This is a genomic window from Sphingomonas oligoaromativorans (assembly GCF_011762195.1).
In the GTDB taxonomy this organism is placed as follows: Bacteria; Pseudomonadota; Alphaproteobacteria; order Sphingomonadales; family Sphingomonadaceae; genus Solisphingomonas; species Solisphingomonas oligoaromativorans.
Genome location: NZ_JAASQK010000004.1, coordinates 156,728 through 179,213 on the forward strand (window position 1 = coordinate 156,728; position 22,486 = coordinate 179,213).

Below are 22,486 nucleotides of genomic sequence, written 5' to 3' on the forward strand. Positions count from 1 at the left end.
GCTGCCTCCCGTTCAGCGGATCGGGATGGGAGGCAGCGCGCCGCGATCGACGACGCGCGTGTAGAGGTGCCACGTCGCATAGCCGAGCCACGGGATCACGATTGCCAGCCCGATGAAGGTCGGGATCGAGCCTGCCACCAGCAGCGCGGCCACGATCAGGCCCCAGCGCGCCGCCATGCCCGGATTGGCCGAGACGGCGCGGAACGAGGTGGAGATCGCCGTCCCGCCATCGACCGGGCGATCGACCAGCATCGGGATCGTCGTCCAGGTCAGCCCCAGCGCCACGACGGCGTAGGCCAGCCCGACGAGGTTGCCGACGATCATCATCTGCCATCCGGCCGCCGTGCCGAAGAGCTGGTGGAGAAACTCCCCGACCGACCTGGGCGGCACGTTGCCGAGAAACGCATCATGGATCGCGCCGCCGACCCACACCCACGATCCGAACAGCATAATCATCAGTACCGCGACGCCGATCAGCGATCCCAGGGATGGGCTGTGGCGGATGTCGAAGAAATGCTGCCAGCTCGAGTCCAGCCCGGCCTCGCGCCGGCGCGCCAGCTCGTAGAAGCCGACCGCGACCAGCGGCCCCAGCAGCGAAAGCCCCGCCGCCATCGGGAAAAACAGCACCAGTGGCACCCCGCCGAGCGAGGCGAAGGCGACCGAAAGGCTGAACAGCGGATAGATGATCGCGATCACCACGATGTCGCCACGCTTCTCGCGGAAGTCGGCCCAGCCTTCCCGGAGCGCGAAACGAATGTCTTCGGAGCTTATCCGCCGGATCGGGATCGCCGGGGCGGATGCAGGGGGCTGCGCGGATACTGCCACCATGACTACTCTCCTAAGATGCTCTATCAACACTCCATCGGTCGGGGACGGCATCGCCGTCGGCGATCGTGTACGGCATCTTTGCCGCACTCAAGTTTTACCATAGGGAGCGGCGCTGGACAAAACATGTCGCAGCGCTATGCCGCCCACGCAATTTCTTAACGTCACGGAGTCGTAAGATGGGTTATCGGGTTGTCGTCGCAGGGGCCACGGGCAATGTCGGGCGTGAGATGCTCGCCATTCTCGCCGAGCGCGAATTCCCGATCGCCGATATCGCGGTGCTGGCCTCCTCGCGCTCTACCGGCGATCAGGTGGAGTTCGGCGACACGGGCAAGATGCTCACGATCAAAAACATAGAGCATTTCGACTGGACGGGCTGGGACATCGCGCTGTTCGCGATCGGCTCCGAGGCGACGAAGAAATATGCCCCCATCGCGGCGGCGGCGGGCTGCACGGTGATCGACAACTCGTCGCTCTACCGCATGGACCCCGACGTGCCGCTGATCGTGCCCGAGGTGAACCCCGAGGCGATCGACGGCTATACCCGCAAGAACATCATCGCGAACCCCAACTGCTCGACCGCGCAGATGGTCGTCGCGCTGAAGCCGCTGCATGATGCGGCGAAGATCAAGCGCGTCGTCGTCTCGACCTACCAGTCGGTCTCCGGCGCGGGCAAGTCGGGCATGGACGAGCTGTTCGAGCAGAGCCGCAACATCTTCGTCGGCGATGCGGCCGAGCCGAAGAAGTTCACCAAGCAGATCGCCTTCAACGTGATCCCGCACATCGACAGCTTCCTCGATGACGGCTTCACCAAGGAAGAGTGGAAGATGGTCGTCGAGACCAAGAAGATCCTCGATCCGAAGGTGAAGGTGGTCGCCACCTGCGTGCGTGTGCCGGTGTTCGTTGGCCACTCGGAAGCGATCAACATCGAATTCGAGAACGAGATCTCCGCCAAGGAAGCGCAGGACATCCTGCGCGAGGCGCCGGGCATCATGCTGATCGATAAGCGCGAGGACGGCGGCTACACGACTCCGATCGAGTGCGTGGGCGAGTTCGCCACCTTCGTCAGCCGCGTCCGCGAAGACCCGACCGTCGAGAACGGCCTCGTGATCTGGTGCGTGTCCGACAACCTCCGCAAGGGCGCGGCGCTCAATGCCGTGCAGATCGCGGAGCTGCTCGGCCGTCGCCATCTCAAGAAGGCGGCCTGATCCTATGTCGATCGAGGGCGGGTGCCGCTGCAGCGCGGTGCGCTACACGCTCTCGATCGACCATCTGCCGCCGACCTATGCCTGCCATTGTCTCGATTGCCAGACATGGAGCGGGAGCACCTTCAGCCAGCAGGCGCTGCTTCCCGAAGAGGCGGTGCATATCAGCGGCCCTGTGGTGTTCTATGATCGCACCACCGGCGACCGCACCTCGCACCAGCGCATGTGCGGCATTTGCCACACGCGCCTCTACAACACGAACACGCGCCGCCCCGGCATCGCGGTGATGCGCGCCGGGACGCTCGATGATTCTGATCGGCTCGACGTGGTTGCCCATATCTGGGTGAAGCGGAAGCAGCCCTGGCTGATCGTGCCCGAGGGCGTGCCGAGCTGGCCGGAAAGCGCGCCGCCGGAGGATTTTCTCCCCTTGCTGATGGGCTAGAGCCCCTTCACCACGGCGCCGCCCTTCATCACGAACTTCACATGGCGCAGCACCGCGACATCGCTGGTCGGATCGCCATCGACCGCGACCAGATCGGCAAACAAGCCGGGCTTCACGCTGCCCACCTTGCCGTCGATGTGGAAGATGCGGGCGTTCCCCGAGGTCGCCGCCATCAGCACCTGCACGGCCGGCATCCCGTCCGCCTGCATCAGTTCCATCTCGCGAACGTTGGTGCCGTGCGCGAACACGCCGACGTCGCCGCCGACGCAGATCGGCACGCCCGCCGCCATCGCCATGCGGAAGGAGCGGCGGTTCTGCTGCACGGCCTCGGGCGCGGGCTCCTGACCGTTCCAGCCGCGATAGTGCGAGGTCGCGTCGGATGCCGCCAGCGTGGTGCAGAGCGCGATCCCCTTGTCGTGCATCGCCTTGAAGAGGACGGGCGTGCCGCCATAGCCATGCTCGATCGTGTCGACCCCGGCCGCGATGGCGCGGCGCATCCCCTCGGCGGTCGCGGCGTGGACGGCGACGATGCGGCCGGCGTCATGCGCGGTGGCGGTGGCCGCCGTCATCTCGGCTTCGGAGAGGGTAGGCCTGCTGCCTTCGCCGCCCTGATAATGATAGTCGGCGTAGAGCTTCACGATGTCGGCACCTGCGGCGATCTGGTCGCGGACGGCGCGGACGATGTCGTCGACGCCGCTCACCTCCTGCGCGCCCTGGGGCACATGGAGGCCGGGCTCGAAGCCCTTGGGGCCGTAGGCGCCCTCCGCGACGATCGCCCTGGTCGCGACGAGCAGGCGCGGCCCCGGCACGATCCCTTGATCGATCGCCTGCTTCAGCCCGACATCGGCGAAGCCCGCGCCCTCGGTGCCGAGATCGCGCTCGCTGGTGAAGCCCGCCATCAGCGTGTCGCGGGCATGGACGACGGCGCGGGCGGTCCGCAGCGCCAGCGGCTCGTGGAGCACCTGATCGTCCCACGAACGCTCGTTATAGGGATGGAGGAAGAGGTGGCTGTGCCCCTCGATCAGGCCGGGGAGGAGCGTCTCGCCCGCTAGCTCGATCACCCGCGCGCCGGCAGGGACGGGGAGCGAGGGGCCGACCGCCGTGATCCTGTCGCCTTCGACCAGCACCTGCCAGCCGGGATGGAGCTTCCCATCCACTCCGTCGAAGACCTGCGCAGGCTTGAGCAGGATCGTTTCGGCCAGGGCCGGTCCGGTGATGAGCAATGAGGCGGCGGCGACGGCGATCCATTTCATGGCCGGGAAGGCTCCTTGCGGGCAGGCCGGGCTGTCGGTAGCCCTTGATCGCATGGATAGACCGACCCGCCTCGCCGCGAAAAGCCTTCTGCTCGCCACCCTTTTCCCTGCGGCCCTCCACGCCGCGACGCCCGCCGAGCAGGCGCGCTGGAAGGCCGAAGCTGCGGCTGTCTCCATCACCCGCGATGACTGGGGCATCGCGCATGTCGCGGGGCGGACCGACGCGGATGCGGTGTTCGGCATGATCTATGCGCAGGCGGAGGATGATTTCGGTCGTATCGAGGCGAATTATCTGACCGCGCTCGGCCGCACCGCCGAGGCGGAGGGGGAGAAGGCGATCTGGCAGGATCTCCGCCAGCGCCTTTATGTCGATCCGGCCGAACTCCAGCGGCAATATCGCGAGAGCCCGGACTGGCTGCGCAGGCTGATGGACGCCTGGGCGGACGGGCTCAATTTCTACCTCGCCACCCATCCGGCGGTGCATCCCAAAGTGCTGACGCGCTTCGAACCGTGGATGGCGCTGAGCTTTTCCGAAGGAAGCATCGGCGGCGATATCGAGCGTATCCCGCTCTCCGGCGTCGAGAGCTTCTACGGCGCCGCCCCGACGCCGCCTTCGCCCGAGGAGACCGGCGCCCGCCCGCGCGAGCCCAAGGGCTCCAACGGCATCGCCATCGCGCCCAAGGACAGCGCGAACGGCCACGCCCTGTTGCTCATCAACCCGCATACGAGCTTCTATTTCCGCTCGGAACTCCAGATGACGAGCCGGGAGGGGCTCAACGCCTATGGTGCGGTCACCTGGGGGCAGTTCTTCATCTATCAGGGGTGGAACGAGAAGACGGGATGGATGCACACCTCGTCGGGCGTCGACAATGTCGATGAGTTCGCCGAGACGATCGTCATGAAGGACGGCAAGCCCTTCTACCGCTACGGCAAGCAACTCCGTCCCGTGGAAATGTTCCCCACCAACATCGGCTATCGCAAGCCAGATGGCAGCCTGGGTGAGTTCCGCGTTATCGCCTACCGCACGCACCACGGCCCGATCGTCCGCGCGGAGGGCGGCAAGTGGATCGCAGAGGCGCTGATGTGGCGGCCGATCCCGGCGCTGGAGCAGAGCTTCCTGCGCACCAAGCAGAGCGATCTCGCTTCCTACATGAAGATCGCCGGGCTTCAGGCGAACAGCTCGAACGACACGCTCTTCGCCGACCAGAAGGGTGAGATCGCCTATCTCCATCCGCAATTCGTGCCGATCCGCGACGATCGCTTCGATTATACCCGCCCGGTCGACGGCGCCGATCCCGCGACCGACTGGAAGGGGCTGCACAGCCTCGCCTCGTTGCCGCAGGCGGTGAACCCCGCGACCGGCTGGGCCTTCAACACCAACAACGAGCCATGGGGCGCCGCCGGGCCGGACAGCCCCAAGAAGGCCGACTTCCCGCGCTATATGGATCAGGTCGGCGAGAATGATCGCGGCCGCCACGCGATGCGGCTGCTGACCAGCCAGCACGGCTTTACCCATGAGAGCCTGCGTGCCGCCGCGTTCGACAGCTATCTGCCGGCCTTCGCGCGCCTGCTGCCGATGCTGGCGGCGGCTTATGACGCGCTGCCGGAGAGCGATCCGCGTCGCGCGGCGCTGGCCGGGCCGATCGCGCTGCTGCGCGGCTGGGACGATCGGTGGGGGATCGATTCCGAAGCGACATCGCTCGCCGTCTTCTGGGGCGATACGCTGTGGGCGCAGGTCGGCCCCTTCGCCAGGCAGGAGCGGATCAACGTCCCCGACTATATCGCCACCCGCGTCCCGCCCGAGGCGAAGCTCGCGGTGCTCCAGCAGGCGGTGGAGCGGCTGACGCGCGACTTCGGCGGCTGGAAGGTGCCGTGGGGCCGGATCAACCGCTTCCAGCGGCTGGACGACAGCATCGTTCCCCATTTCGACGATGCCAAGCCGAGCATCCCCGTCGCGTTCACCTCGGCGCAGTGGGGCTCGCTCGCCTCCTTCGGCGCGCGGCCTTATCCGAACACGAAGCGCTATTACGGCACGAGCGGCAACAGCTTCGTCGCCATCGTCGAGTTCGGGCCGCGCGTCGAGGGCTGGGCGGTGACGGCGGGCGGGGAGAGCGGCGATCCCGCCTCGCGCCATTTCGACGATCAGGCCGAGCGCTATGCGACCGGCAATCTCCGCCCGGTCTATTTCTGGCCGGACGAACTCGAGGCCCATGTCGAGCGGCGCTACCAGCCCGGAGGCTGAGGCGCCGCTCTTCGCTTAGAAGTCGAACGTCGCGGATGCCCGGACGGTGCGGGCCAGGCCGACATAGAGCGTCGTGCCGCCGGTGGACCAATAGCGCTTGTCGGTGACGTTGTCGGCGTTCACCCGGAAGGTGATCGCGTGGCCGTTCGCCGTCGGCATCCTGTAGCTCGTGCCGAGGCTGAGAGTCGCATAGGCCGGCAGCACGCCCTGATCGAGCGCATCGGTGAAGCGCTTGCCGGTGTAGTAGACGCCCGCGTTCAGGCCCAGCGCCGGCAGCACGGGCGGATGATATTCCGCGAAGGCCGAGCCCGACCAGCGCGGGGTGCTGTCGATGAACTTGCCGTCCTGATCGACGTTGCCGGTCTGCTTCTGGATCGCGGTGAGATACTGGCCGGAGAGCACCACTGAGAGGCTTTTGGTGAGGTTGCCCTGCACGCTCGCCTCGACGCCCTTGTTGATCTCGCGTCCGTTCACCAGGAAGATGTTGGTGGCGAGATCGGTATAGGTCAGCCCGCGATTGATGTGGAACCACGCCACCGACATCAGCGCGCCGAGGAACTCTGCCCGCGCGCCCACCTCGATCTGGCGGCTCTTGATGGGAGCCAGCACGTCGCCTTCGTTGGCGGTGCCGTCGGGGGCGACGCCCGCGCTCTCCAGTCCCTCGATATAGGTGAAGTAGACGCTCGTCTTCTTGGTCGGACGGACGACGAGGCCGCCGGTCGGCGTCCAGGTCTTGATGCTGTAGTCGGCGCCGCTGGTCTTGGTCTCATAGTCGACATGGCGGATGCCGCCGATCACCAGCACGCGGTCCGTGATGTGCGCGAGGTCGAGCGCGTAGAGGCCCGTGTCGACATTGGTGGTGCCCGCGAGGAAGCGGTTGGTCGTGGGACGGAGCGCGCTCAACGGGATATCGAGCGGGTCATAGAGATTCTGCGCGACGGCCGCATAGCTCTGCTGGTGCTGATCCTCCTGCACCTGCCGGTTGCGCGCATAGCCGAACAGGAGATCGTGCTTGATGCCGAAGGTATCGACCTTGCCGGCGATCTCGGTGCGCCAGTAGAGGTTCGAATATTCCTGATCGGGCGTGTAGCTGGCGGTGATCGTGCCCGCGCCGGTGTCGAGGTTGATCTTGCCGATGTTGGCGATCATCCGCTGGCGGCGCGTGCGGGCATAGCCGGCCTCGGCGCGGACCGACCAGTCGTCCGAGAGCGCATAGTCGGCGCGGCCGAGCGCGTTGGTCACCCAGGTGCGATAAGGCGCATTGACCGGCGCATAGCGGTGATGCGGGTTCGGGATGTCCGGCAGCGTGATGTGGCCGTTCACGGCGGTCGGCAGGGTGATGCCGCCCGGCTCGTCGGTGGCGCGGCGATAATGTTCGACGTCCAGCTTCAAGGAGAGGCGGTCGGTCGCCTTCCAGTCGAACGCGCCGCTGACGACGTAGCGATAGCCGCGGACGCCATCGATCGGGGTTTCGATGTGCGCGCCATAGGCGTTGATCCGCGCGCCGAACTGCTTGTCCGGGCCGAATTGCCGCCCGATGTCGATGCCGCCGCCGATGCCGCCTTCGTCGTCGCCGTTCACATAGAGGCTGGTCACCGGCTTCGCGCCCGCGCGCTTGGTGACGACGTTGACGATGCCCGACGGCGTGCTGATCCCGTAATAGAGCGCGGAAACGCCCTTCAGAAGCTCGACGCGCTGCTTGTTCTCGATCGGGATCGGGCCGAGATTGATGATCTGGAGCGCGCCGTTGAGGCGATAGTTGGTGCGTGCGTTCATCAGCACGCCGCGCGAGACGAAATTGTTGCTCGTGGTGGGGCTGGTGGATTGCTGCGTCACGCCCGGCGTGTTGCGGAGCGCCTCCTCCAGACCCTGCGCGCCCTGATCGTCGAGCAGCGAGCGCGTCATCACCGCGATGCTGGCCGGCGTATCCATGATCGACTGGTTGCGGAACGCGCCGACCTGCACGACCTCGGCCCGGAACGGGGCCTCATGCTGGCCGGTGACGACGATCTCCTCGTCGAGGCTGCGTTCGATGCGCGGATCATCGGTGCTCGCCGGAACGTCGGCGATCGCAGCAGGCGCGGCGGCAACCGCGGCGGCGAGGAGAAGCATGGTCATGAAAGCCCTTTCCGCGACTCACTCGCGGAGCCGTGCGCGTCACCTATTGCTATTGATATCGCTTCGCAACATTGATGGCGCATGAGGGAATCGACAAAGGCGCCCGTCACGGCGCGGTGGCTCATTTTCCAGCTTCACTGGCTGCTCGGCATCACCGCCGGGCTCGTGCTCGCCGTCATGGGAGTGACGGGCGCCTCGATGGCGTTCCAGGACGAGATACAGGTGGCGCTGGTCGGCCATGTCGGGCTGGTCCCCGGTCAGCAGGCGCTGGCGCCGGCCGAGCTGATGCAGCGCGCCGTCGCCGAGCATGGCGGCAAGGTCGTCCGCCTGCTGGTGGACCATGACCCGACCGTGCCCGCGCGGATCAGCTTCTCTTCGGAAGAGGACGAGGGCCGCGACACGTTTCTGGTCGATCGCGGCACGGGGCGCATTCTCGGTCCGCTGCCGGCGGGCGCGTTGTTCGATACGCTCAACCATCTCCATCGCTGGATGGCGCTGCCCGGCAACGGCAATGGCTTCGGTCGCCAGATCACCGGCTTCGCAGCCTTCTCGCTAATCTATTTCGCGCTGTCCGGCCTCTATATGCGCTGGCCGCGCCGGCCGTTGAACTGGCGTGCATGGCTGGCGCTCGACGGGCGCAAGACCGGGCGCAACCTTTACCGGGAACTTCATGCAGTGATCGGCGGCTGGGTGCTGATCTTCTACCTGACGAGCGCGCTCACCGGCCTCTGGTGGTCCTATGACTGGTATCGCGGCGGACTCCAGTCGATGCTGGGCGGCGAGCGGGTGGAGAAGGTGAAGGCCAAGGGCAAGCCGTCCTTCGACCTCGCCTGGCAGGGCTTCGACCGGGCGACGGCGGGCTCGACCTATGAGCGCGTGCTGATGATCCTGCCCAGGAAGGGCGCGGCCGTGCAGTTCCGCGCTCTGCCCTATGGCGCGCGGCACAATCGGGCGGACGATCTCGTCTCGATCGATGGCGCCACGGGAAAGCCGCTGTGGGTGGATCGCTACGCCACCCGTCGTCTCGGGCGCACGATCCTCACCAGCATGTTCGAGATCCACCGGGGCGCCTTCTTCGGCTGGCCGGGGCGGATCGTGATGTTCACGACCAGTCTCACCATGCCGCTGTTCACGGTGACGGGGTTGCTGCTCTATCTCTCGCGCCGCCGCCGCAAGCGGGCGATCCCGGCCGAGGAGGAGAGCCTCGCGGGGCAGGAGGCGGGCGATGCGCTGGTCGTCTACGCCAGCCAGTCCGGTACGGCGGAGCGGCTGGCGCGGAGGACGGCGGCGATGCTGGGCGGCGCGCGGCTGGTGCCGATGGCGCGGCTCGACCCGGCGGAGCTGGGGCAGGTCCGCCGGGCCTTCTTCGTGGTCAGCACCTATGGCGAGGGCGAAGCGCCGGACGATTGCCGTGTCTTCGTTCGGCGCGCCATGGCGACGCCCGCGGCGGCGACGGGGCTGGACTATGCCGTGCTGGCGTTGGGGGACCGGGAATATCCCGATTTTTGCGCCTTCGGCCATTCTGTCGACGCGTGGCTGCATGAGAGCGGCGGCCGGCGTCTGTTCGATCTGATTGCGATGGACGGCGAGGATGCGGACGCCCAACGCCACTGGCAGCAGCAGCTCGCCATGCTGGGCGCGCATCCCGAGGCGCCGGACTGGGAACCGGCGGCCTATCAGGACTGGCGGCTGGCCGGGCGCGAGCGGCTCAATCCGGGCAGTGTCGGCGAGGGTGTCTATCGCCTTCTGCTCGAACCCGTCGATCCGCTGATGCGACGCGAGTGGCGTCCGGGGGCGATCGCCGAGATCATGCCGCGCCATGACCGGGCTTATGTCGATGAGTGGCTCCGGCAGGCGGGCATCGCTGCAACCGAGGAGGAGCGGGAGAGCCTCACCACGGCCATCCTGCCGCTGGCCGAGGAAGCCGATGGCGAATTGCTGACGGCATTCCGTCCTTTGGCGCATCGCGAATATTCCGTCGCCTCGCTGGCGGAGAGCGGACGGGTCGAGTTGCTCATCCGCCGCCATGTCTTCCCGGACGGACGCATGGGGGTGGCCTCGGGCTTCCTGACGGACGCGCTGGGCGAGGGCGTGACCGTGCAGCTCCGCGTCCGCGACAATCCCGGTTTCGCCGGGCCGGAGGATGCCGCCACGCCGCTCATCCTGATCGGCAACGGCACGGGCATGGCGGGTCTTCTCGCGCATTTGCGCGAGCGGGCGCGGACGGGCGGCGGCAAGGTCTGGATGATCCATGGCGAGCGCAACCGCGCGCATGATAGGCTCCATGCGGAGGAACTCGCCACGCTTCAGGCCAGGGGCGTGCTGACGCGTCTCGATCAGGCCTGGTCCCGCGATGCGGGCGAGGCGCGCTATGTCCAGCATCTTGTCGAGCGGCATGGCGAAGCGATCGTCGAATGGGTCGAGGCGGGTGCGGTCATCATGGTCTGCGGCAGCCTCGCGGGCATGGCTCCGGCGGTGGATGCCGCTTTGCGGCAGGCGCTGGGCGACGAGCGGCTGGAACTGCTGGCGGCGGAGGGGCGCTACCGGCGCGACATCTACTGACCGTCCTTGCTCAGGCCGGTTTCGGTCGCGGCCTCTCGACTTCCGCGCACGGCGGAGTAGCTTGGATGGCCGCAGAAGGAACCGGAGTGACCGTGCGCGAGCGCAAACCGCCAGAAGACGCGGATATTGAGAGCAACCTGATCGACATCAGGCGCTATCTCCAGACTCATGCCCGCTCGGCCGTGCCGGATGAAGACGACGACGCGACGGAGCCGTCCGCATGGGAAACCTATCGGCACGCGGAATATAGCGACGGGCGCCGGCCCCGCTTTTCCCGGACGGACCTGATCCTGATTGCCCTGGTGCTGATGTTGGCCGGGCTTTTGGCGGTGTTCGTCCTTTATTGAAGCGAAATGCCGAATGGATTCATTCCGATGTGTTCCGGCGGAGAAATATTCGCCGCCGGAACTCCCGCTGCATAGCGGGGGAATGGTGATCCGTTTTGGATGAATCAGAAAACGCCCATGGTTTGGCGTTTTTATTGATTTTGCTCCATTATGACCATGTCGTCGCTGCACAGTAGCGGCCGATAACAATACACGAATCCGACTGATGTCTTTCCGGTCGGGGGTCATGAACTGCCATCCGTCATCGACCTATGAGGTTACGCGCGGCACCCGCCGGGATGCCGACGTCGTGGCGATCGTCTCCGCCGCCTGCCGCTATCCCGGCGGCTGCGACAGCCCGGATGCGTTTTGGGAGATGATGAAGCGTGGCCGGACTGGGTTCCGCGCTGCGCCGCCGGAGCGCTGGCCCGGATGGAACAGGGTCGGAGGCTTTCTGGAGCCGCCTTTCCCGCAGGCATTCGACGCGGCCTTTTTCGACATGGCGCCGGCCGAGGCGATCGCGCTCGATCCGCAGCAACGCCTGCTGCTCGAAGTGGGCTGGCGAGCGCTGGAGGGCGCGGGCATCGCGCTCGATCCGGGTGCGGGACGAACCTCGCGCGAGGCGCCCGGAAAGCGTGGTGGTCCTGTCGCTGTCGGCCCGCACGCCGGAGGCACTCGAAAAGGCATCTCGCGCTCTGGCCGACTGGCTGGTGGCGGCCCCGCGCGACCTTCGCGACGTCACCTACACGCTGGGCATCGGGCGGACGGCCTTCCCGCACAGGCGTGCGGTTGTCGGGGCGGAGGCCAAGGCTCTCGCGCGTGCCTTGCGAGGGGATGCGAAGGCGACCGGGGAGGGGCGCCTCGCGAACCTCGTGGTTGCGTGGGAGGCTGCCGAAGCCGTCGATCTGCGCGAGGATCATGTTGACGAAGCCGCCATGCTCGACGGCGACGCCCTTGGGCCGACCGGTCGAGCCGGAGGTGTAGATGATATAGGCGAGGTCGCCTGCCATGGCCGGGCAAGGCTGGCGCCCTTCGGCGGACGAAGCCGGGATGGCGGCGGCGAGGCCTGGTCGCAATGCCTCGAGGCGCGCGAACCTGCCAGCGTCGGCGAGCACCCGGACGCGGCCTGAATCGTCGAGCATCATCGTGATCCGCTGGTCAGGAAGCGCAGGGCTGATCGACAGATGGACGGCACCGGCCTTCAGGATGCCGAGCAGCGCGACGAGCCTCCCGCCACGATCCGACGGCGACCATGCGCTCGCGCAGCGGACTCCGCCGTGCGGCGACGGCGCAGAGATCGGCCAGTTCCGCATCGTCGGCGGTTTCGATCCGGGCACGCCAGCGGCCGGCGGAGGCCGCGAGCGCCTTCGGGGTCGCCGCCGAGATCGGCAGCGCGAGCACCGTGCGCGGCTCGGAGAGCGGTGGGTTTGTAACGGGTGGCGCGGTTACGACGATGTGCGCGTTGGTGCCGCTGAGCCCGAAGGAGCTGACCCCGGCTGCGCGGGGCCGTTCGCCGGCTTCCCATGGCGACGCCGCGCCCGTCACCGCGATGGAGGAGCCTTTCCAGTCGATGTGGCGATTGGGTGTCTCGAAATGGAGGCTCGCCGGGATGATCCCGTGGCGCATCGCGAGGATGACCTTCATCACCCCTGCGATGCCGGCCGCCGCCTCGGTGTGGCCGATGTTGGTCTTGACCGAGCCGAGCCGCAGCGTGCGCCCCGCCGGCCGGCGGCCGAACACGGCGTCGAGCGCGCCGAACTCGATCGGGTCGCCGAGCGGCGTGCCGGTGCCGTGCGCCTCGATATAGTCGATCATGTCGGGGGCGAGGCGGGCGTCCTCCAGAGCGGCGCGGATCACGGCCTGCTGGGCAAGGCCGTTGGGGGCGGTCAGCCCGTTGCTGCGCCCGTCATGATTGACCGCCGAGCCGGCCAGCACCGCGTGGACGGGATTGCCGTCGCGGATCGCATCGTCGAGCCGCTTGAGGAGGACGAGACCGCAGCCTTCTCCCCGGCCGTAGCCGGATGCGCTCTCGTCGAAGGCCCGGCTGCGCCCGTCGGCGGCGAGCGCGCGCACCTTGCACAGCGCCACCATGCTGTCCGGCGAGAGCAGCAGGCTCACCCCGCCCGCGAGCGCGGTGTCGCACTCCCGCCGCCGGAGCGCCTTGATCGCCGCGTCCAACGCGACCAGCGATGAGGAGCAGGCGGTGTCGAGCGTCACGCACGGCCCGCGCAGATCGTAGAAATAGGAAAGCCGGCCCGCCGCCGTGCTGAACATCACGCCGCTGCCGGCCTGTGGAGTGATCCGCGCCGGATCGCCGGAATGGATGTGGGCCTGGATATAATCATAGTTGGAGAGGCCGAGGAACAGGCCCGTGCGGCTCCGCGCGAGCCGTTTCGGATCGAGCCGGGCGTCCTCGAACGCTTCCCAGCTCACCTCCAGAAGCAGGCGCTGCTGCGGGTCCATCGCCTCGGCTTCCGCGGGGGTGATGCCGAAGAAGGCGGCGTCGAAGCCCCGCACATCGTCCAGCAGCGCCGCCTCGCGCACATAGAGGCGCCCCGCCGCGTCGGGATCGGCATCCCACCAGCGATCGAGATCGAAGCGATCGGGCGGGATTTCGGCGACGGCGTCGCGCCCGCCTTCGAGGAGTCGCCAGAAACGCCCCGGATCGATCGCACCGCCCGGAAAGCGGCATCCCATGCCGATGACGGCGATCGGCCTCCGTGCGGCAAGCGCCGCATTCTCGTCCCGCAACGCGCGGATCTGCGCGGAGGCCTTGCGCAGGGCATCGGCCAGTCGGGGTTCGCCTGTCGGTTCCATGGTGGCGCGCGCGGCTCCCGCAGAGGGGCTGGGATCAGGCTGAGGAGCGGCCGCCACGCATGATAGGAGACGCGACGGTACGGCCGCCGACAGCAAGTGGCGGTTGCGGCAAGCGGACCTGCCGTCTGACGGTGAGGGAGAAAGGCCGCCTGACCGGAGGAGTTTGCCCGGTCAGGCGGCGAAGGCGTCAGGCCGCCTTGGCGGTCGTGGCCGGCTTCTGGGGCAGGATGTCCGCCACGCTGGTGAGCAGATTGGTGCCCGTGGTGGCGACCTTGTAGGAATTGGCGCGGAGGCCGATGGCCGCCAGCGTCGCCATGATCGGCATGGACGGTGCCAGCACGGCGGCCGCCAGACCGGCCGCGACGAAGGTGCCGACACCGGTGCCGATCTCGCCGCGGATCAGGCTGCTGGCGCCGGGAAGCAGAACTTCGCCGGCCACCATCGCGGTGCGCCCAATCACGCTATTGTTGTCAGCAAGCGCGTTGCTCATCTGTGTTGTCCTTTCCACAAGGAAGACGTGCCGTGTCTCAGGATCGGGCAACCGCAATGGTCACCGGGGATAGGGCATATCATGGAGAGGCACGGCCCAGACGACGGACTGGTCTGTTTTGGACAAGACAGGGATTATCCGGCGCGAATGCGTCGTTTCATTGCCGGATCACTCGACGCTTTCGAAGAGCGCAATGCTTTCGGTGAAAGCCGGCGCTGCCAGCGCGGCCCAATATCCCGGCTCCGGCTGCCACGCCGTCACGCGCCAGCGGCGGGAGGCGGCTTCATCCTCCCGATCGCGGATCGCCTCGCCGGGCTCGCCGAGCAGGGCGCCGAACTCGATCGATGTCGGCGGGCGCATCAGCCCGTCGCCCAGCGCTTTCAGATAGGCCTCCTTGCGTGCCCAGGCCTCATGGAAGAAGGCCTGCCGGCGCCCCGTGTCGAGCGACGAGAAGGTGGTTCTTTCCAGCGGGCTCAACACCAGCTCTGCGACGCCCTGGAGATCGGGGATCGGACGCATCTGCTCGACGTCGATCCCGACCGGGCCGTCCCGCGTGACGGCATAGAGCGCCAGATCGCCCGAATGCGAGACGTTGAAATGCAAAGGGGGCGTGTCGAAAGGCGCTCCCAGCTCGGGCTTTCCATGAAGACCCGTCCGAAGCGGCACGTCGGCCGGCTCGATGCCGAGATAGGCGGAGAGAAGCCGCCGCAATGTCGCGCGGCCGAGCCTGTAGAGCAGCCGGTCCCGATCGAAGCGAAAGTTCCGGGCGCGCGCACGTTCCGCCTCGTCGAGGATGTCGGCGGCGGCCTCGGCATGGCCGTGGAGCGCATCCAGTCGCACGATCCAGACATGCGCCTCGCCTGGCGACAATTCCGGTGTGGCGATGTCACCCTCCGGCCGGAACGTCCCTCTCATCTCCACGAAGCGCACAGCCTCTCCCCCGGCTTTCGTTCCGCTCGGATGTATAGGCGGGGCCGGCCCCCGCGCCATAGTGCCGTGTCGTAAAGGCGCGCGCTTCCCCGGAGCGCGGACTTGTCGCGCCGTCGCCTTGATGGCAGCTTGCGAGATGGGCCGGTCAGGGCGCGCAACGCGATCGAACCGGGCGGAGATGAGCATGGCGGACCCGCTCGAAATCGAACTCAAGCTCGAAGTCGCGTTCGAGGATCGGGAGAGATTGAACGCGCTGCCGCTGCTCGCGGACGGTTCGGGCAAGACCGATCATCTCCTCTCGACCTATTTCGACACGCCGGGCCTGCATCTGCTCGATGCCGGCTATTCGCTGAGGGTGCGCCGCACGGGGAAAGGGCGGGTGCAGACCGTGAAGGCGGACAGCGAGGCCGCCGCCGGCCTGTTCGTCCGACCCGAATGGGAGCGATCGATAGACGGCGATCTGCCCGTGCTGGACGAGACCAGCGGGCCGCTGACCCAGCTTCTGGGGGAGGAGGCGATCGCGCGTCTTGCGCCGCTGTTCGTCACCGAGGTTCATCGGACGGCGCGCGCGGTCGCGCAAGGAGGCAGCCGGATCGAGCTGGCGGTCGATCGTGGCGAAATTCGCGCAGGCGCCCGCCGGGCGCCGCTCTGCGAGGTCGAGCTGGAGCTGGAAGAGGGGCCGGCGCAGGCCCTGTTCGATCTCGCGCGGGAGATCGATGCGGAGGTGCCGCTTCGCCTCGGTGTGCGCTCCAAGTCGGAGCGCGGCTATGATCTCGCATCCGGGCGCGTGGAGAAGTCGGTGAAGACCGAGCCCATCCGCCTCGAACCGGATTGCGATGCGCAAGCCGCGTTCCAGGCGATCGCGCGGGCCTGTATGCGGCAATTCCGGCTGAACGAAGCGCTGCTTCTCGAAACGGGCGATAAGGAGCCGCTGCATCAGGCGCGCGTGGGCCTGCGGCGGTTGCGCTCCGCCTTTTCGCTGCACCGGCGGCTGCTGGCGATGGACAGCCGTGTCCGGCGGCTGAAGGAAGAATTGCGCTGGCTGGCGGCGGCATTGGGCGAGGTTCGCAATATCGACGTGCTTATCCCGCGCATCGGGGAGAAGGATGTCAGCCGGCGGCTCGTCGCAGAGCGGGCGCGGATGTTCGAAGAGGTCCGTGCCGCGCTGATGTCGCCGCGTGCCCGGCTGTTGATGATCGATCTCGCCGAATGGCTGGCGCTGGGCGACTGGCGCGCCCGTCCGGCGGACCCGGAACTGCTTCACCAGCCTGCCGCGCTCTTTGCCGGTGACGTGCTCGATCTGCATCGCAAGCGCCTGAAGCGTCAGGGACGCAAGCTTGCCGAACTGGACGACGAGCATCGCCATCGCGTGCGGATCGAAGCGAAGAAGCTGCGCTATGCCTCGGAATTCTTCGCGGGCCTCTATGTCGACCGCAGAGCCGGGCGGCGGCACAGGGCGTTTCTGGACGCGCTGGAAGCGTTGCAGGACCATCTCGGCGATCTCAACGATCACGCCACGGGGGCCGCGGTGCTGGCCCGGCTGGGCCTCGATGCGAAGCTGTCCGGGCTGAGCCGACGGGAACAGGCGCGGCTGATCGACCGGGCCGAGGAGGCTTATGAGACGCTCATCGATGTGAAGCGCTTCTGGCGTTAGGGTGGGTGCCACTTATGTGGAGGCTGTGGCGGGGGATCAACGCTCGTCGGTGGTGCGCTTCACCTTGTTGGGCAGATCCTTGCCCTTGGTCCGCCGCGACGGGAGCTGGACGGGGTTCTTCTTTTTCCACTGAGCCCAGGTCATCGGCCCTTCGGGCGTGTCGATGATCGTATCGTCGAGAGAAGCCATGATGCTGTCCGTCCGCGAGAGTCTGGCTGGCGGATAGCATAACGCACGACCATGGGCATCGGCCAGCAAGGCCCGGCCGGGAGGACCGCTCCCGGCCGGCGCCGCCGTCCTCAGAACTTGTAGGCCGCCGTGATCGTGGCGTGTCGGCCGAAGATCGGGCGGCCGAGGAAGAAGCCGTTGGTGTTGCCCGAACCCACGGCGCGGATATTGCCCTCGGTCAAGGCCAGCTTGTTGGTGACGTTCTCGACGGTCGCCTGGATCGAGAAGCGCTGGTTGAGATCGATCGAGGCGCCCAGATCCACCGTGTCATATTTGCCGAGCGGCTGCTGGTTCTGGATGTCGGCATAGCGATTGCCGACATGGGTGTAGGTGCCGAAGACGCGTGCCTGCCCCCAGGAGGTGCGGAACGTGTAGGACGGCGTCACCGCGATCAGGAATTTCGGCTGGCGGGCGACATCATTGCCCGTATTGGCGCCGAAATCCTTGAGCTTGCCGTTCTGGATCACGCCGCGCGTGCCGATCTGGAGCCCCTCGACCGGACGGACGGCGCCCTCGAATTCCAGCCCATAGGCGCGCGAGCCGCCGAACAGCACCCGGTTGACCGGATTGCCGTTGGCATCGAGCACGATGTCCTGGAAGAGCAGGTTGTGGAAGCGGTTGTAGAAGCCGGTGAGGAAGACGTCGTAATAATGGGTCGAGGTCTTCAGGCCGACCTCATATTGCTTCACCTTCTGCGGCTTGATGTTCTCAGGATCGGCTGCGTTGCCGCGCAGATCGTCGAACTGCGGCAGCAGCGCGCCGCCATTGGCGCGCAGGAAGCCGTTCAGATGGTTGGTGAAGGCGAAATCGGCGCCGGCCGTCCACGATACCTGCGTCTTGTGGTAATTGATCGTCTCGAAGGTGCCGTTCAGCACGGTGGCGTTATTGTTGTATGCGGTCAGTGGGTCGCCATCGAGGTCGACGCCGCTGGTGCTGTTCTCGAGCACGCCATGGATCTTGGTGTGCTCTACGCGCACGCCGGCATCGAGCCGGAGCTTGCCGATCTTCCATTCGTCGCTGGCATAGCCGGCGATGTTGTTGCTGCGATAATAATTGTTGATCGCCGTGTTGGTGGGCGAGGTGAAGCCGTCGCGGGTGAGGATGGTGCCGTCGTCCAGCGAGGCGTTGAGGACGCGCGCCTGCGGTTCGAGCGCGAGCAGCACGTTATTGCCCAGATCCCACACGTCATGATCGGTGACATGGGCGTAATAGCCGCCGAGCGTCAGCGTATTGCCCTCGAACAATTCCCTGGAGAGCTTGAGTTCGTCGGTGAAGCTCTTGATATGCTTCTCGACGGCCCAGATGCCCGCCTGGATCGTCTGCTGATCCGGGGTCAGCGCAAGGCCGCTGTCGGCATAGGTGACGGTGCCGGGGCCGCCGGCGCCGGCCAGATAGTCCGCGACCGTCTGTGGATTGCTGCCGGTGAAGACGGCGTAGGTGTTCGCCTGTCCCTTGGTGAAATTGATGGCGTTCTGGAGCTGGAAGACGCCGAAATCATAGCTGAAGGTGCTGCCCAGCGTGTAGATGCGCGCGCCGCGCCCCTTGGAAAGATCGATATCCTTCTTCTGCGTCGGGCCGCCGTTGATGCTCGGCCCGACCTCGATCTGGGTATTCTCGATCTCCTGACCGACGAGCGTATCGTCCCGCGCGTCAAAGCCGGGGAAGGTGTGGAACTTGCCGTTCGTCTCAAGAAGCGGCATCGGCGTGTAGAAGGCGTTCTTGTCGTCGAGATAGCGGGCGTAGAGCGTCACCTTGCCGTTATCGACCTTGTGCGTGATGCTGCCCGTCACCTGACCGCCGAGATCGCCGGCGAAGCCCGTATGGCGCAGCCCCTTCGAGTAGCGATAGAAGCCGCCGATCATATAGGTGGTGTCGTCGGTGATCGGCCCCTGCGCCACGACGTCGCCGCGATACATGCCCTCGGTGCCGTAGGTGACGCGCATCGAGAGGTGCGGATCGGCGGTGCCTTCCTTCAGGATGAAGTTAGTGGTGGCGCCGGGCTGTCCGTTGGCGAAGATCGGGCTCGGGCCGCCGCGCAGCACTTCGACATGGTCCACCGTGTCGTCGATACGGAACAGCGAGCTGTCCTCCAGGAAGGAGAGGGAGGAAGGCGCGAAGATCGGCGAGCCGTTCATCTCGATGGTGAGGAAGGGCGCGTCGCCGGTCGACGGGAAGCCGCGGATGAAGACGTTGGCGCCCGTCTCGCCGCCCGACGTCTCCGTCCAGACGCCGGGGACGATCTTGAGCAGGTCGGCGGTCGAGATCGGCTGGACCTCGCGGATCTGCTCGGCCGTGGCGGTGGAGATGGAATAGCTCGCGTCCAGCTTGCGCAGGCCGAGGCGGTTGGGGTTGCCCGTGACGACGATCACCTGCGACTGGTCGGGCGTGGCGGCGGCGGCCGTATCGCCTTGCTGCGCGGCATCGGCGGCAGGGGCGGAGGCCGGAGGGGCCTGATCCTGCGCGAGCGCGGCGCCGGACCAGCCGAGCGCGGTGCCCGACAAAAGCAGAAGCGCGGTCATCCGGGCATTCCGGCGATGCATCGTCTTCATGAGTGTACCCCTCGGTTCTTCTGTGGTTCGCCTGATCCGGGTCGTTCCGGCGGGCGGGACATGCCGGGCTCGCCAAGAGCGTGAGGGCGTCTCGCGGGCTTCGGCAGGAAGGGATCGGGGGTAGCCGCAGGGCAGGGCGCGGGCTTCCGCGCGGGTCGGTTGGAACGACGGGAAGCGCAGACCGGCTGCGCCTCGACTGCACGGCGATGAAAGGCCATGCCTCATCCCCCAATGCTTGTCCGCCTTGTCGATGGCGGTGTGTCGGGGATGAGTTGCGGTCGGTATGATGTCAAGGCGGTGCCATCGTTCCGGGCGCATCTGTGCCCGTGGGGTCACGCTTCCCGGCCGTCGAGATTGCCACCGCCGCCGCTGGAGGCCTAGGAGAGCGGAATGGCACCCCGGCATCCGCTCGATCGCCCCGTATGGAGCGCCTTCACCACCCGGCAGGTGGCGCTGGCGCGGCACAGCGAAGGTGCGTTGCGGGTGGTGCCCGATTACGGCCCCTTCGCCGCGATGGCCGATGCGTCCCCCGAAAGCCAGGCGGCGCTCGTGGCGTTGCTGACGGATGACAAGCCGGTCTGGATCGTCGAGGCCGACGAGATGCCGACGCCGCCCGGCACGATGGTGCTGCGCACGGCGCCGCTGTTCCAGATGACGGCGGAGGCGATCCGGCCGGCCCCCCGATCGTTCGAGATGGTGGCGCTGACCGAGGAGGATGCGCCGGAGATGCTGGCGCTGGCGCTCCTCACCGAACCCGGCCCGTTCAGCCATCATACCCACCGCCTCGGCGAGTTCGTCGGCGTGAAGCGGGGCGGGCGGCTGATCGCGATGGCGGGCGAGCGGATGCGGCCGGACGGCTTCACCGAGGTGAGCGGCGTCTGCACCCACCCGGATCATCGCGGCAAGGGCTATGCCGGCGGCCTGATGCGCGCGGTGGCCGAGCGCATCTTGGAGCGCGGCGAGACGCCCTTCCTCCATGTCTATGCCAGCAACACCGGCGCCATCGCGCTTTACGAGACGCTCGGCTTCGCGATCCGCGCCCCGATCCGCATGACGGTCCTCGCCCTCGCCGAGCCCGCCGTTGCGGACGCCGGCGCCCCCCAAGCCGGAGTCGTCCCCCGACCGGAAGCGTCAAAAGCCACGCGATAGGAATATGTCCGGCGGCGGCTTGCACGAGCCCGGAGGAGACGCCAACTTGGCGATCCCCTCTCCGCAAGGAATTCCAGATGGTCACGAAAGCTTACGGCGCTCATGTCGCCGATCGTCCCCTTGAGTCGATCGATATCGAGCGCCGTGCCCCCGGCCCTCATGATGTCCAGATCGAGATCGCCTATTGCGGCGTCTGTCACTCGGATCTCCACACCGTCCGGTCCGAGTGGGGCGGCACGCTCTACCCCTGCGTGCCGGGCCACGAGATCGTCGGTCATGTGAGCGCGGTCGGCGGCGAGGTCACCAAGTTCAAGGTCGGCGATACCGTCGGCGTCGGTTGCATGGTGGATAGCTGCCAGCATTGCGCTTCCTGCGCGGACGGAGAGGAGCAATATTGCGAGAACGGCCTCGTCGGCACCTATAACGGTGCGACGCCGGATGCGCCGGGTCACACGCTCGGCGGCTATTCGCAGCGGATCGTCGTCTCCGACAAGTTCGTGCTGAAGATCACGCACCCCGAGGAGCAACTCGCCGCCGCGGCGCCGCTGCTGTGCGCGGGCATCACCACCTGGTCGCCGCTGCGCCACTGGAAGGCAGGGCCGGGCAAGAAAGTCGGCATCGTCGGTATCGGCGGCCTCGGCCATATGGGCGTGAAGCTCGCCCATGCGCTGGGCGCGCATGTCGTGGCCTTCACCACGTCGGATAGCAAGCGTGCCGACGCCCATGCGCTCGGCGCGGACGAGGTGGTCGTCTCGCGCAACGCGGAGGAGATGCAGGCCCATGCCAACAGCTTCGACTTCATCCTCAACACGGTCGCGGCGAGCCACGATCTGGACGCGTTCACCGCGCTCCTGAAGCGTGACGGGACGATGACGCTGGTCGGCGTGCCGGAACATGCGCACCCTTCGCCCAACGTCGCCGCGCTGATCTTCAAGCGCCGTGCCATCGCGGGCTCGCTGATCGGCGGTATCGCGGAGACGCAGGAGATGCTCGATTTCTGCGCGGAGAAGGGCATCGTCTCGGATATCGAGATGATCCGCATCCAGCAGATCGACGAAGCCTATGACCGGATGCAGAAGAGCGACGTGAAATATCGCTTCGTGATCGACAACGCGACGCTCGCGGCGTGAGGGATCGGGCGCCGGCTCCTTCCGAAGGCCGGCGCCCGTTCGTTAGAGCAAGGAGCGCTGCGGGTTCTCCAGCGCGAGCAGATGTTGCTTGGCGGGCAGGCCGCCCGCGAAGCCCGTCAGCGCTCCGTTCGATCCGATCACGCGATGGCAGGGCGCGATGATCGAGATGGGGTTGCGCCCGTTCGCGGCGCCGACCGCCCGGATCGCCGCCGGGTTGCCGATAGCATGGGCGATCTCGGCATAGCTGCGCGTCTCGCCGAAGGGGATCTGGAGCAGCGCGGCCCAGACGCTCTTCTGGAAATCCGTGCCGTGGAAATCGAGCGGCACGGTGAACCGCGTCCGTTTGCCCGTGAAATATTCGCCGAGCTGGCTTCCCGCCTCGCAGAGGACGGCATGGTCCGGCGCCTCGACCAGCTCGGGCAGGGGCACGCGCCGGGGATCGTCATTCTCCCACAGGATCGCGACGAGGCCCTTGTCGCTGGCGACAAGCGTCAGCGTGCCGACCGGCGACGCCATCGTCTTGTATGCATAGGCCATACGCTTCTCCCGAGCCGTCACTCCGTCCG

17 protein-coding genes and 3 pseudogenes are annotated in these 22,486 nt (G+C 67.1%); 10 read left to right on the forward strand and 10 right to left on the reverse strand.

The genetic code is table 11. From position 1 onward, the window contains the following. Window positions 1-12: 12 nt before the first annotated feature. A complete protein-coding gene (locus FHS98_RS09435; RefSeq protein ID WP_167103473.1) occupies window positions 13-828 on the reverse strand; it encodes a DUF2189 domain-containing protein in 816 nt (271 codons plus the stop codon). Between the two features lie 176 nt (window positions 829-1,004). On the opposite strand from FHS98_RS09435, the gene FHS98_RS09440 reads away from it, so the two are divergent. Together FHS98_RS09440 and FHS98_RS09445 are read left to right on the forward strand one after the other, a co-directional pair. Continuing rightward, window positions 1,005-2,033, forward strand: coding sequence for an aspartate-semialdehyde dehydrogenase (locus FHS98_RS09440; RefSeq protein ID WP_167103476.1), 1,029 nt, complete (start codon window positions 1,005-1,007; stop codon window positions 2,031-2,033). A gap of 4 nt (window positions 2,034-2,037) precedes the next feature. Continuing rightward, a complete protein-coding gene (locus FHS98_RS09445; protein WP_167103479.1) occupies window positions 2,038-2,472 on the forward strand; it encodes a GFA family protein in 435 nt (144 codons plus the stop codon). Here the strand turns inward: FHS98_RS09445 and FHS98_RS09450 are convergent. Further along, window positions 2,469-3,725, reverse strand: coding sequence for a metal-dependent hydrolase family protein (locus FHS98_RS09450; RefSeq protein WP_167103481.1), 1,257 nt, complete (start codon window positions 3,723-3,725; stop codon window positions 2,469-2,471). The genes FHS98_RS09445 and FHS98_RS09450 overlap by 4 nt on opposite strands. A 52-nt stretch (window positions 3,726-3,777) precedes the next feature. Between FHS98_RS09450 and FHS98_RS09455 the strand changes: the two genes are divergently transcribed. Continuing rightward, the gene (locus FHS98_RS09455; RefSeq protein WP_167103484.1) at window positions 3,778-5,967 is read left to right on the forward strand and encodes a penicillin acylase family protein; all 2,190 of its coding nucleotides are present in this window, start codon (window positions 3,778-3,780) and stop codon (window positions 5,965-5,967) included. Window positions 5,968-5,982: 15 nt separating this feature from the next. Here the strand turns inward: FHS98_RS09455 and FHS98_RS09460 are convergent, their stop codons facing one another. Continuing rightward, window positions 5,983-8,085 (reverse strand): TonB-dependent receptor, encoded by a 2,103-nt coding sequence (locus FHS98_RS09460; protein ID WP_167103487.1) that lies wholly within the window; start codon window positions 8,083-8,085, stop codon window positions 5,983-5,985. Window positions 8,086-8,166: 81 nt separating this feature from the next. On the opposite strand from FHS98_RS09460, the gene FHS98_RS09465 reads away from it, so the two are divergent. The 4 genes and pseudogenes from FHS98_RS09465 to FHS98_RS19145 form a co-directional block, all read left to right on the forward strand. Beyond that, the gene (locus tag FHS98_RS09465) at window positions 8,167-10,647 is read left to right on the forward strand and encodes a sulfite reductase flavoprotein subunit alpha (RefSeq protein WP_167103490.1); all 2,481 of its coding nucleotides are present in this window, start codon (window positions 8,167-8,169) and stop codon (window positions 10,645-10,647) included. A gap of 65 nt (window positions 10,648-10,712) precedes the next feature. Further along, window positions 10,713-10,994, forward strand: a complete 282-nt coding sequence (locus FHS98_RS09470; RefSeq protein WP_208402166.1) for a hypothetical protein — start codon at window positions 10,713-10,715, stop codon at window positions 10,992-10,994. A 226-nt stretch (window positions 10,995-11,220) separates the two neighbouring features. Then, window positions 11,221-11,553 (forward strand): annotated as a pseudogene (locus FHS98_RS19140) (beta-ketoacyl synthase N-terminal-like domain-containing protein); the annotation flags it as partial. Window positions 11,554-11,611: 58 nt separating this feature from the next. Further along, window positions 11,612-11,797 (forward strand): annotated as a pseudogene (locus FHS98_RS19145) (CurL C-terminal domain-containing protein); the annotation flags it as partial. A 141-nt stretch (window positions 11,798-11,938) separates the two neighbouring features. Here the strand turns inward: FHS98_RS19145 and FHS98_RS19150 are convergent. The 4 genes and pseudogenes from FHS98_RS19150 to FHS98_RS09490 all read right to left on the reverse strand — a co-directional run. Beyond that, window positions 11,939-12,190: pseudogene (locus tag FHS98_RS19150) on the reverse strand (AMP-binding protein); the annotation flags it as partial. After that, on the reverse strand, window positions 12,132-13,790 hold the full coding sequence (locus tag FHS98_RS09480) for a type I polyketide synthase (protein ID WP_167103498.1): 1,659 nt from the start codon (window positions 13,788-13,790) through the stop codon (window positions 12,132-12,134). The gene FHS98_RS09480 and the pseudogene FHS98_RS19150, both read right to left, overlap by 59 nt. A 187-nt stretch (window positions 13,791-13,977) precedes the next feature. Beyond that, window positions 13,978-14,280 carry a DUF6072 family protein gene (locus FHS98_RS09485; protein WP_167103502.1) on the reverse strand — a complete coding sequence of 101 codons (303 nt, stop codon included), beginning with the start codon at window positions 14,278-14,280 and terminating at the stop codon, window positions 13,978-13,980. A 168-nt stretch (window positions 14,281-14,448) separates the two neighbouring features. Beyond that, on the reverse strand, window positions 14,449-15,195 hold the full coding sequence (locus FHS98_RS09490; protein WP_167103505.1) for a 4'-phosphopantetheinyl transferase family protein: 747 nt from the start codon (window positions 15,193-15,195) through the stop codon (window positions 14,449-14,451). Window positions 15,196-15,394: 199 nt separating this feature from the next. Between FHS98_RS09490 and FHS98_RS09495 the strand changes: the two genes are divergently transcribed. After that, window positions 15,395-16,864 (forward strand): CYTH and CHAD domain-containing protein, encoded by a 1,470-nt coding sequence (locus tag FHS98_RS09495; protein WP_167103508.1) that lies wholly within the window; start codon window positions 15,395-15,397, stop codon window positions 16,862-16,864. Between the two features lie 36 nt (window positions 16,865-16,900). Here the strand turns inward: FHS98_RS09495 and FHS98_RS09500 are convergent, their stop codons facing one another. Then, window positions 16,901-17,053 carry a hypothetical protein gene (locus FHS98_RS09500; RefSeq protein WP_167103511.1) on the reverse strand — a complete coding sequence of 51 codons (153 nt, stop codon included), beginning with the start codon at window positions 17,051-17,053 and terminating at the stop codon, window positions 16,901-16,903. Window positions 17,054-17,163: 110 nt separating this feature from the next. Next, entirely contained in the window at window positions 17,164-19,611 is a 2,448-nt protein-coding gene (locus FHS98_RS09505) for a TonB-dependent receptor (RefSeq protein ID WP_243847949.1), read from the reverse strand. A 420-nt stretch (window positions 19,612-20,031) separates the two neighbouring features. Between FHS98_RS09505 and FHS98_RS09510 the strand changes: the two genes are divergently transcribed. After that, window positions 20,032-20,790, forward strand: coding sequence for a GNAT family N-acetyltransferase (locus FHS98_RS09510; RefSeq protein WP_243847950.1), 759 nt, complete (start codon window positions 20,032-20,034; stop codon window positions 20,788-20,790). Between the two features lie 77 nt (window positions 20,791-20,867). After that, on the forward strand, window positions 20,868-21,920 hold the full coding sequence (locus FHS98_RS09515; protein ID WP_167103517.1) for an NAD(P)-dependent alcohol dehydrogenase: 1,053 nt from the start codon (window positions 20,868-20,870) through the stop codon (window positions 21,918-21,920). 42 nt (window positions 21,921-21,962) lie between these two features. Here the strand turns inward: FHS98_RS09515 and FHS98_RS09520 are convergent, their stop codons facing one another. Further along, window positions 21,963-22,457 (reverse strand): methylated-DNA--[protein]-cysteine S-methyltransferase, encoded by a 495-nt coding sequence (locus tag FHS98_RS09520; protein ID WP_167103520.1) that lies wholly within the window; start codon window positions 22,455-22,457, stop codon window positions 21,963-21,965. Between the last annotated feature and the right edge of the window lie 29 nt (window positions 22,458-22,486).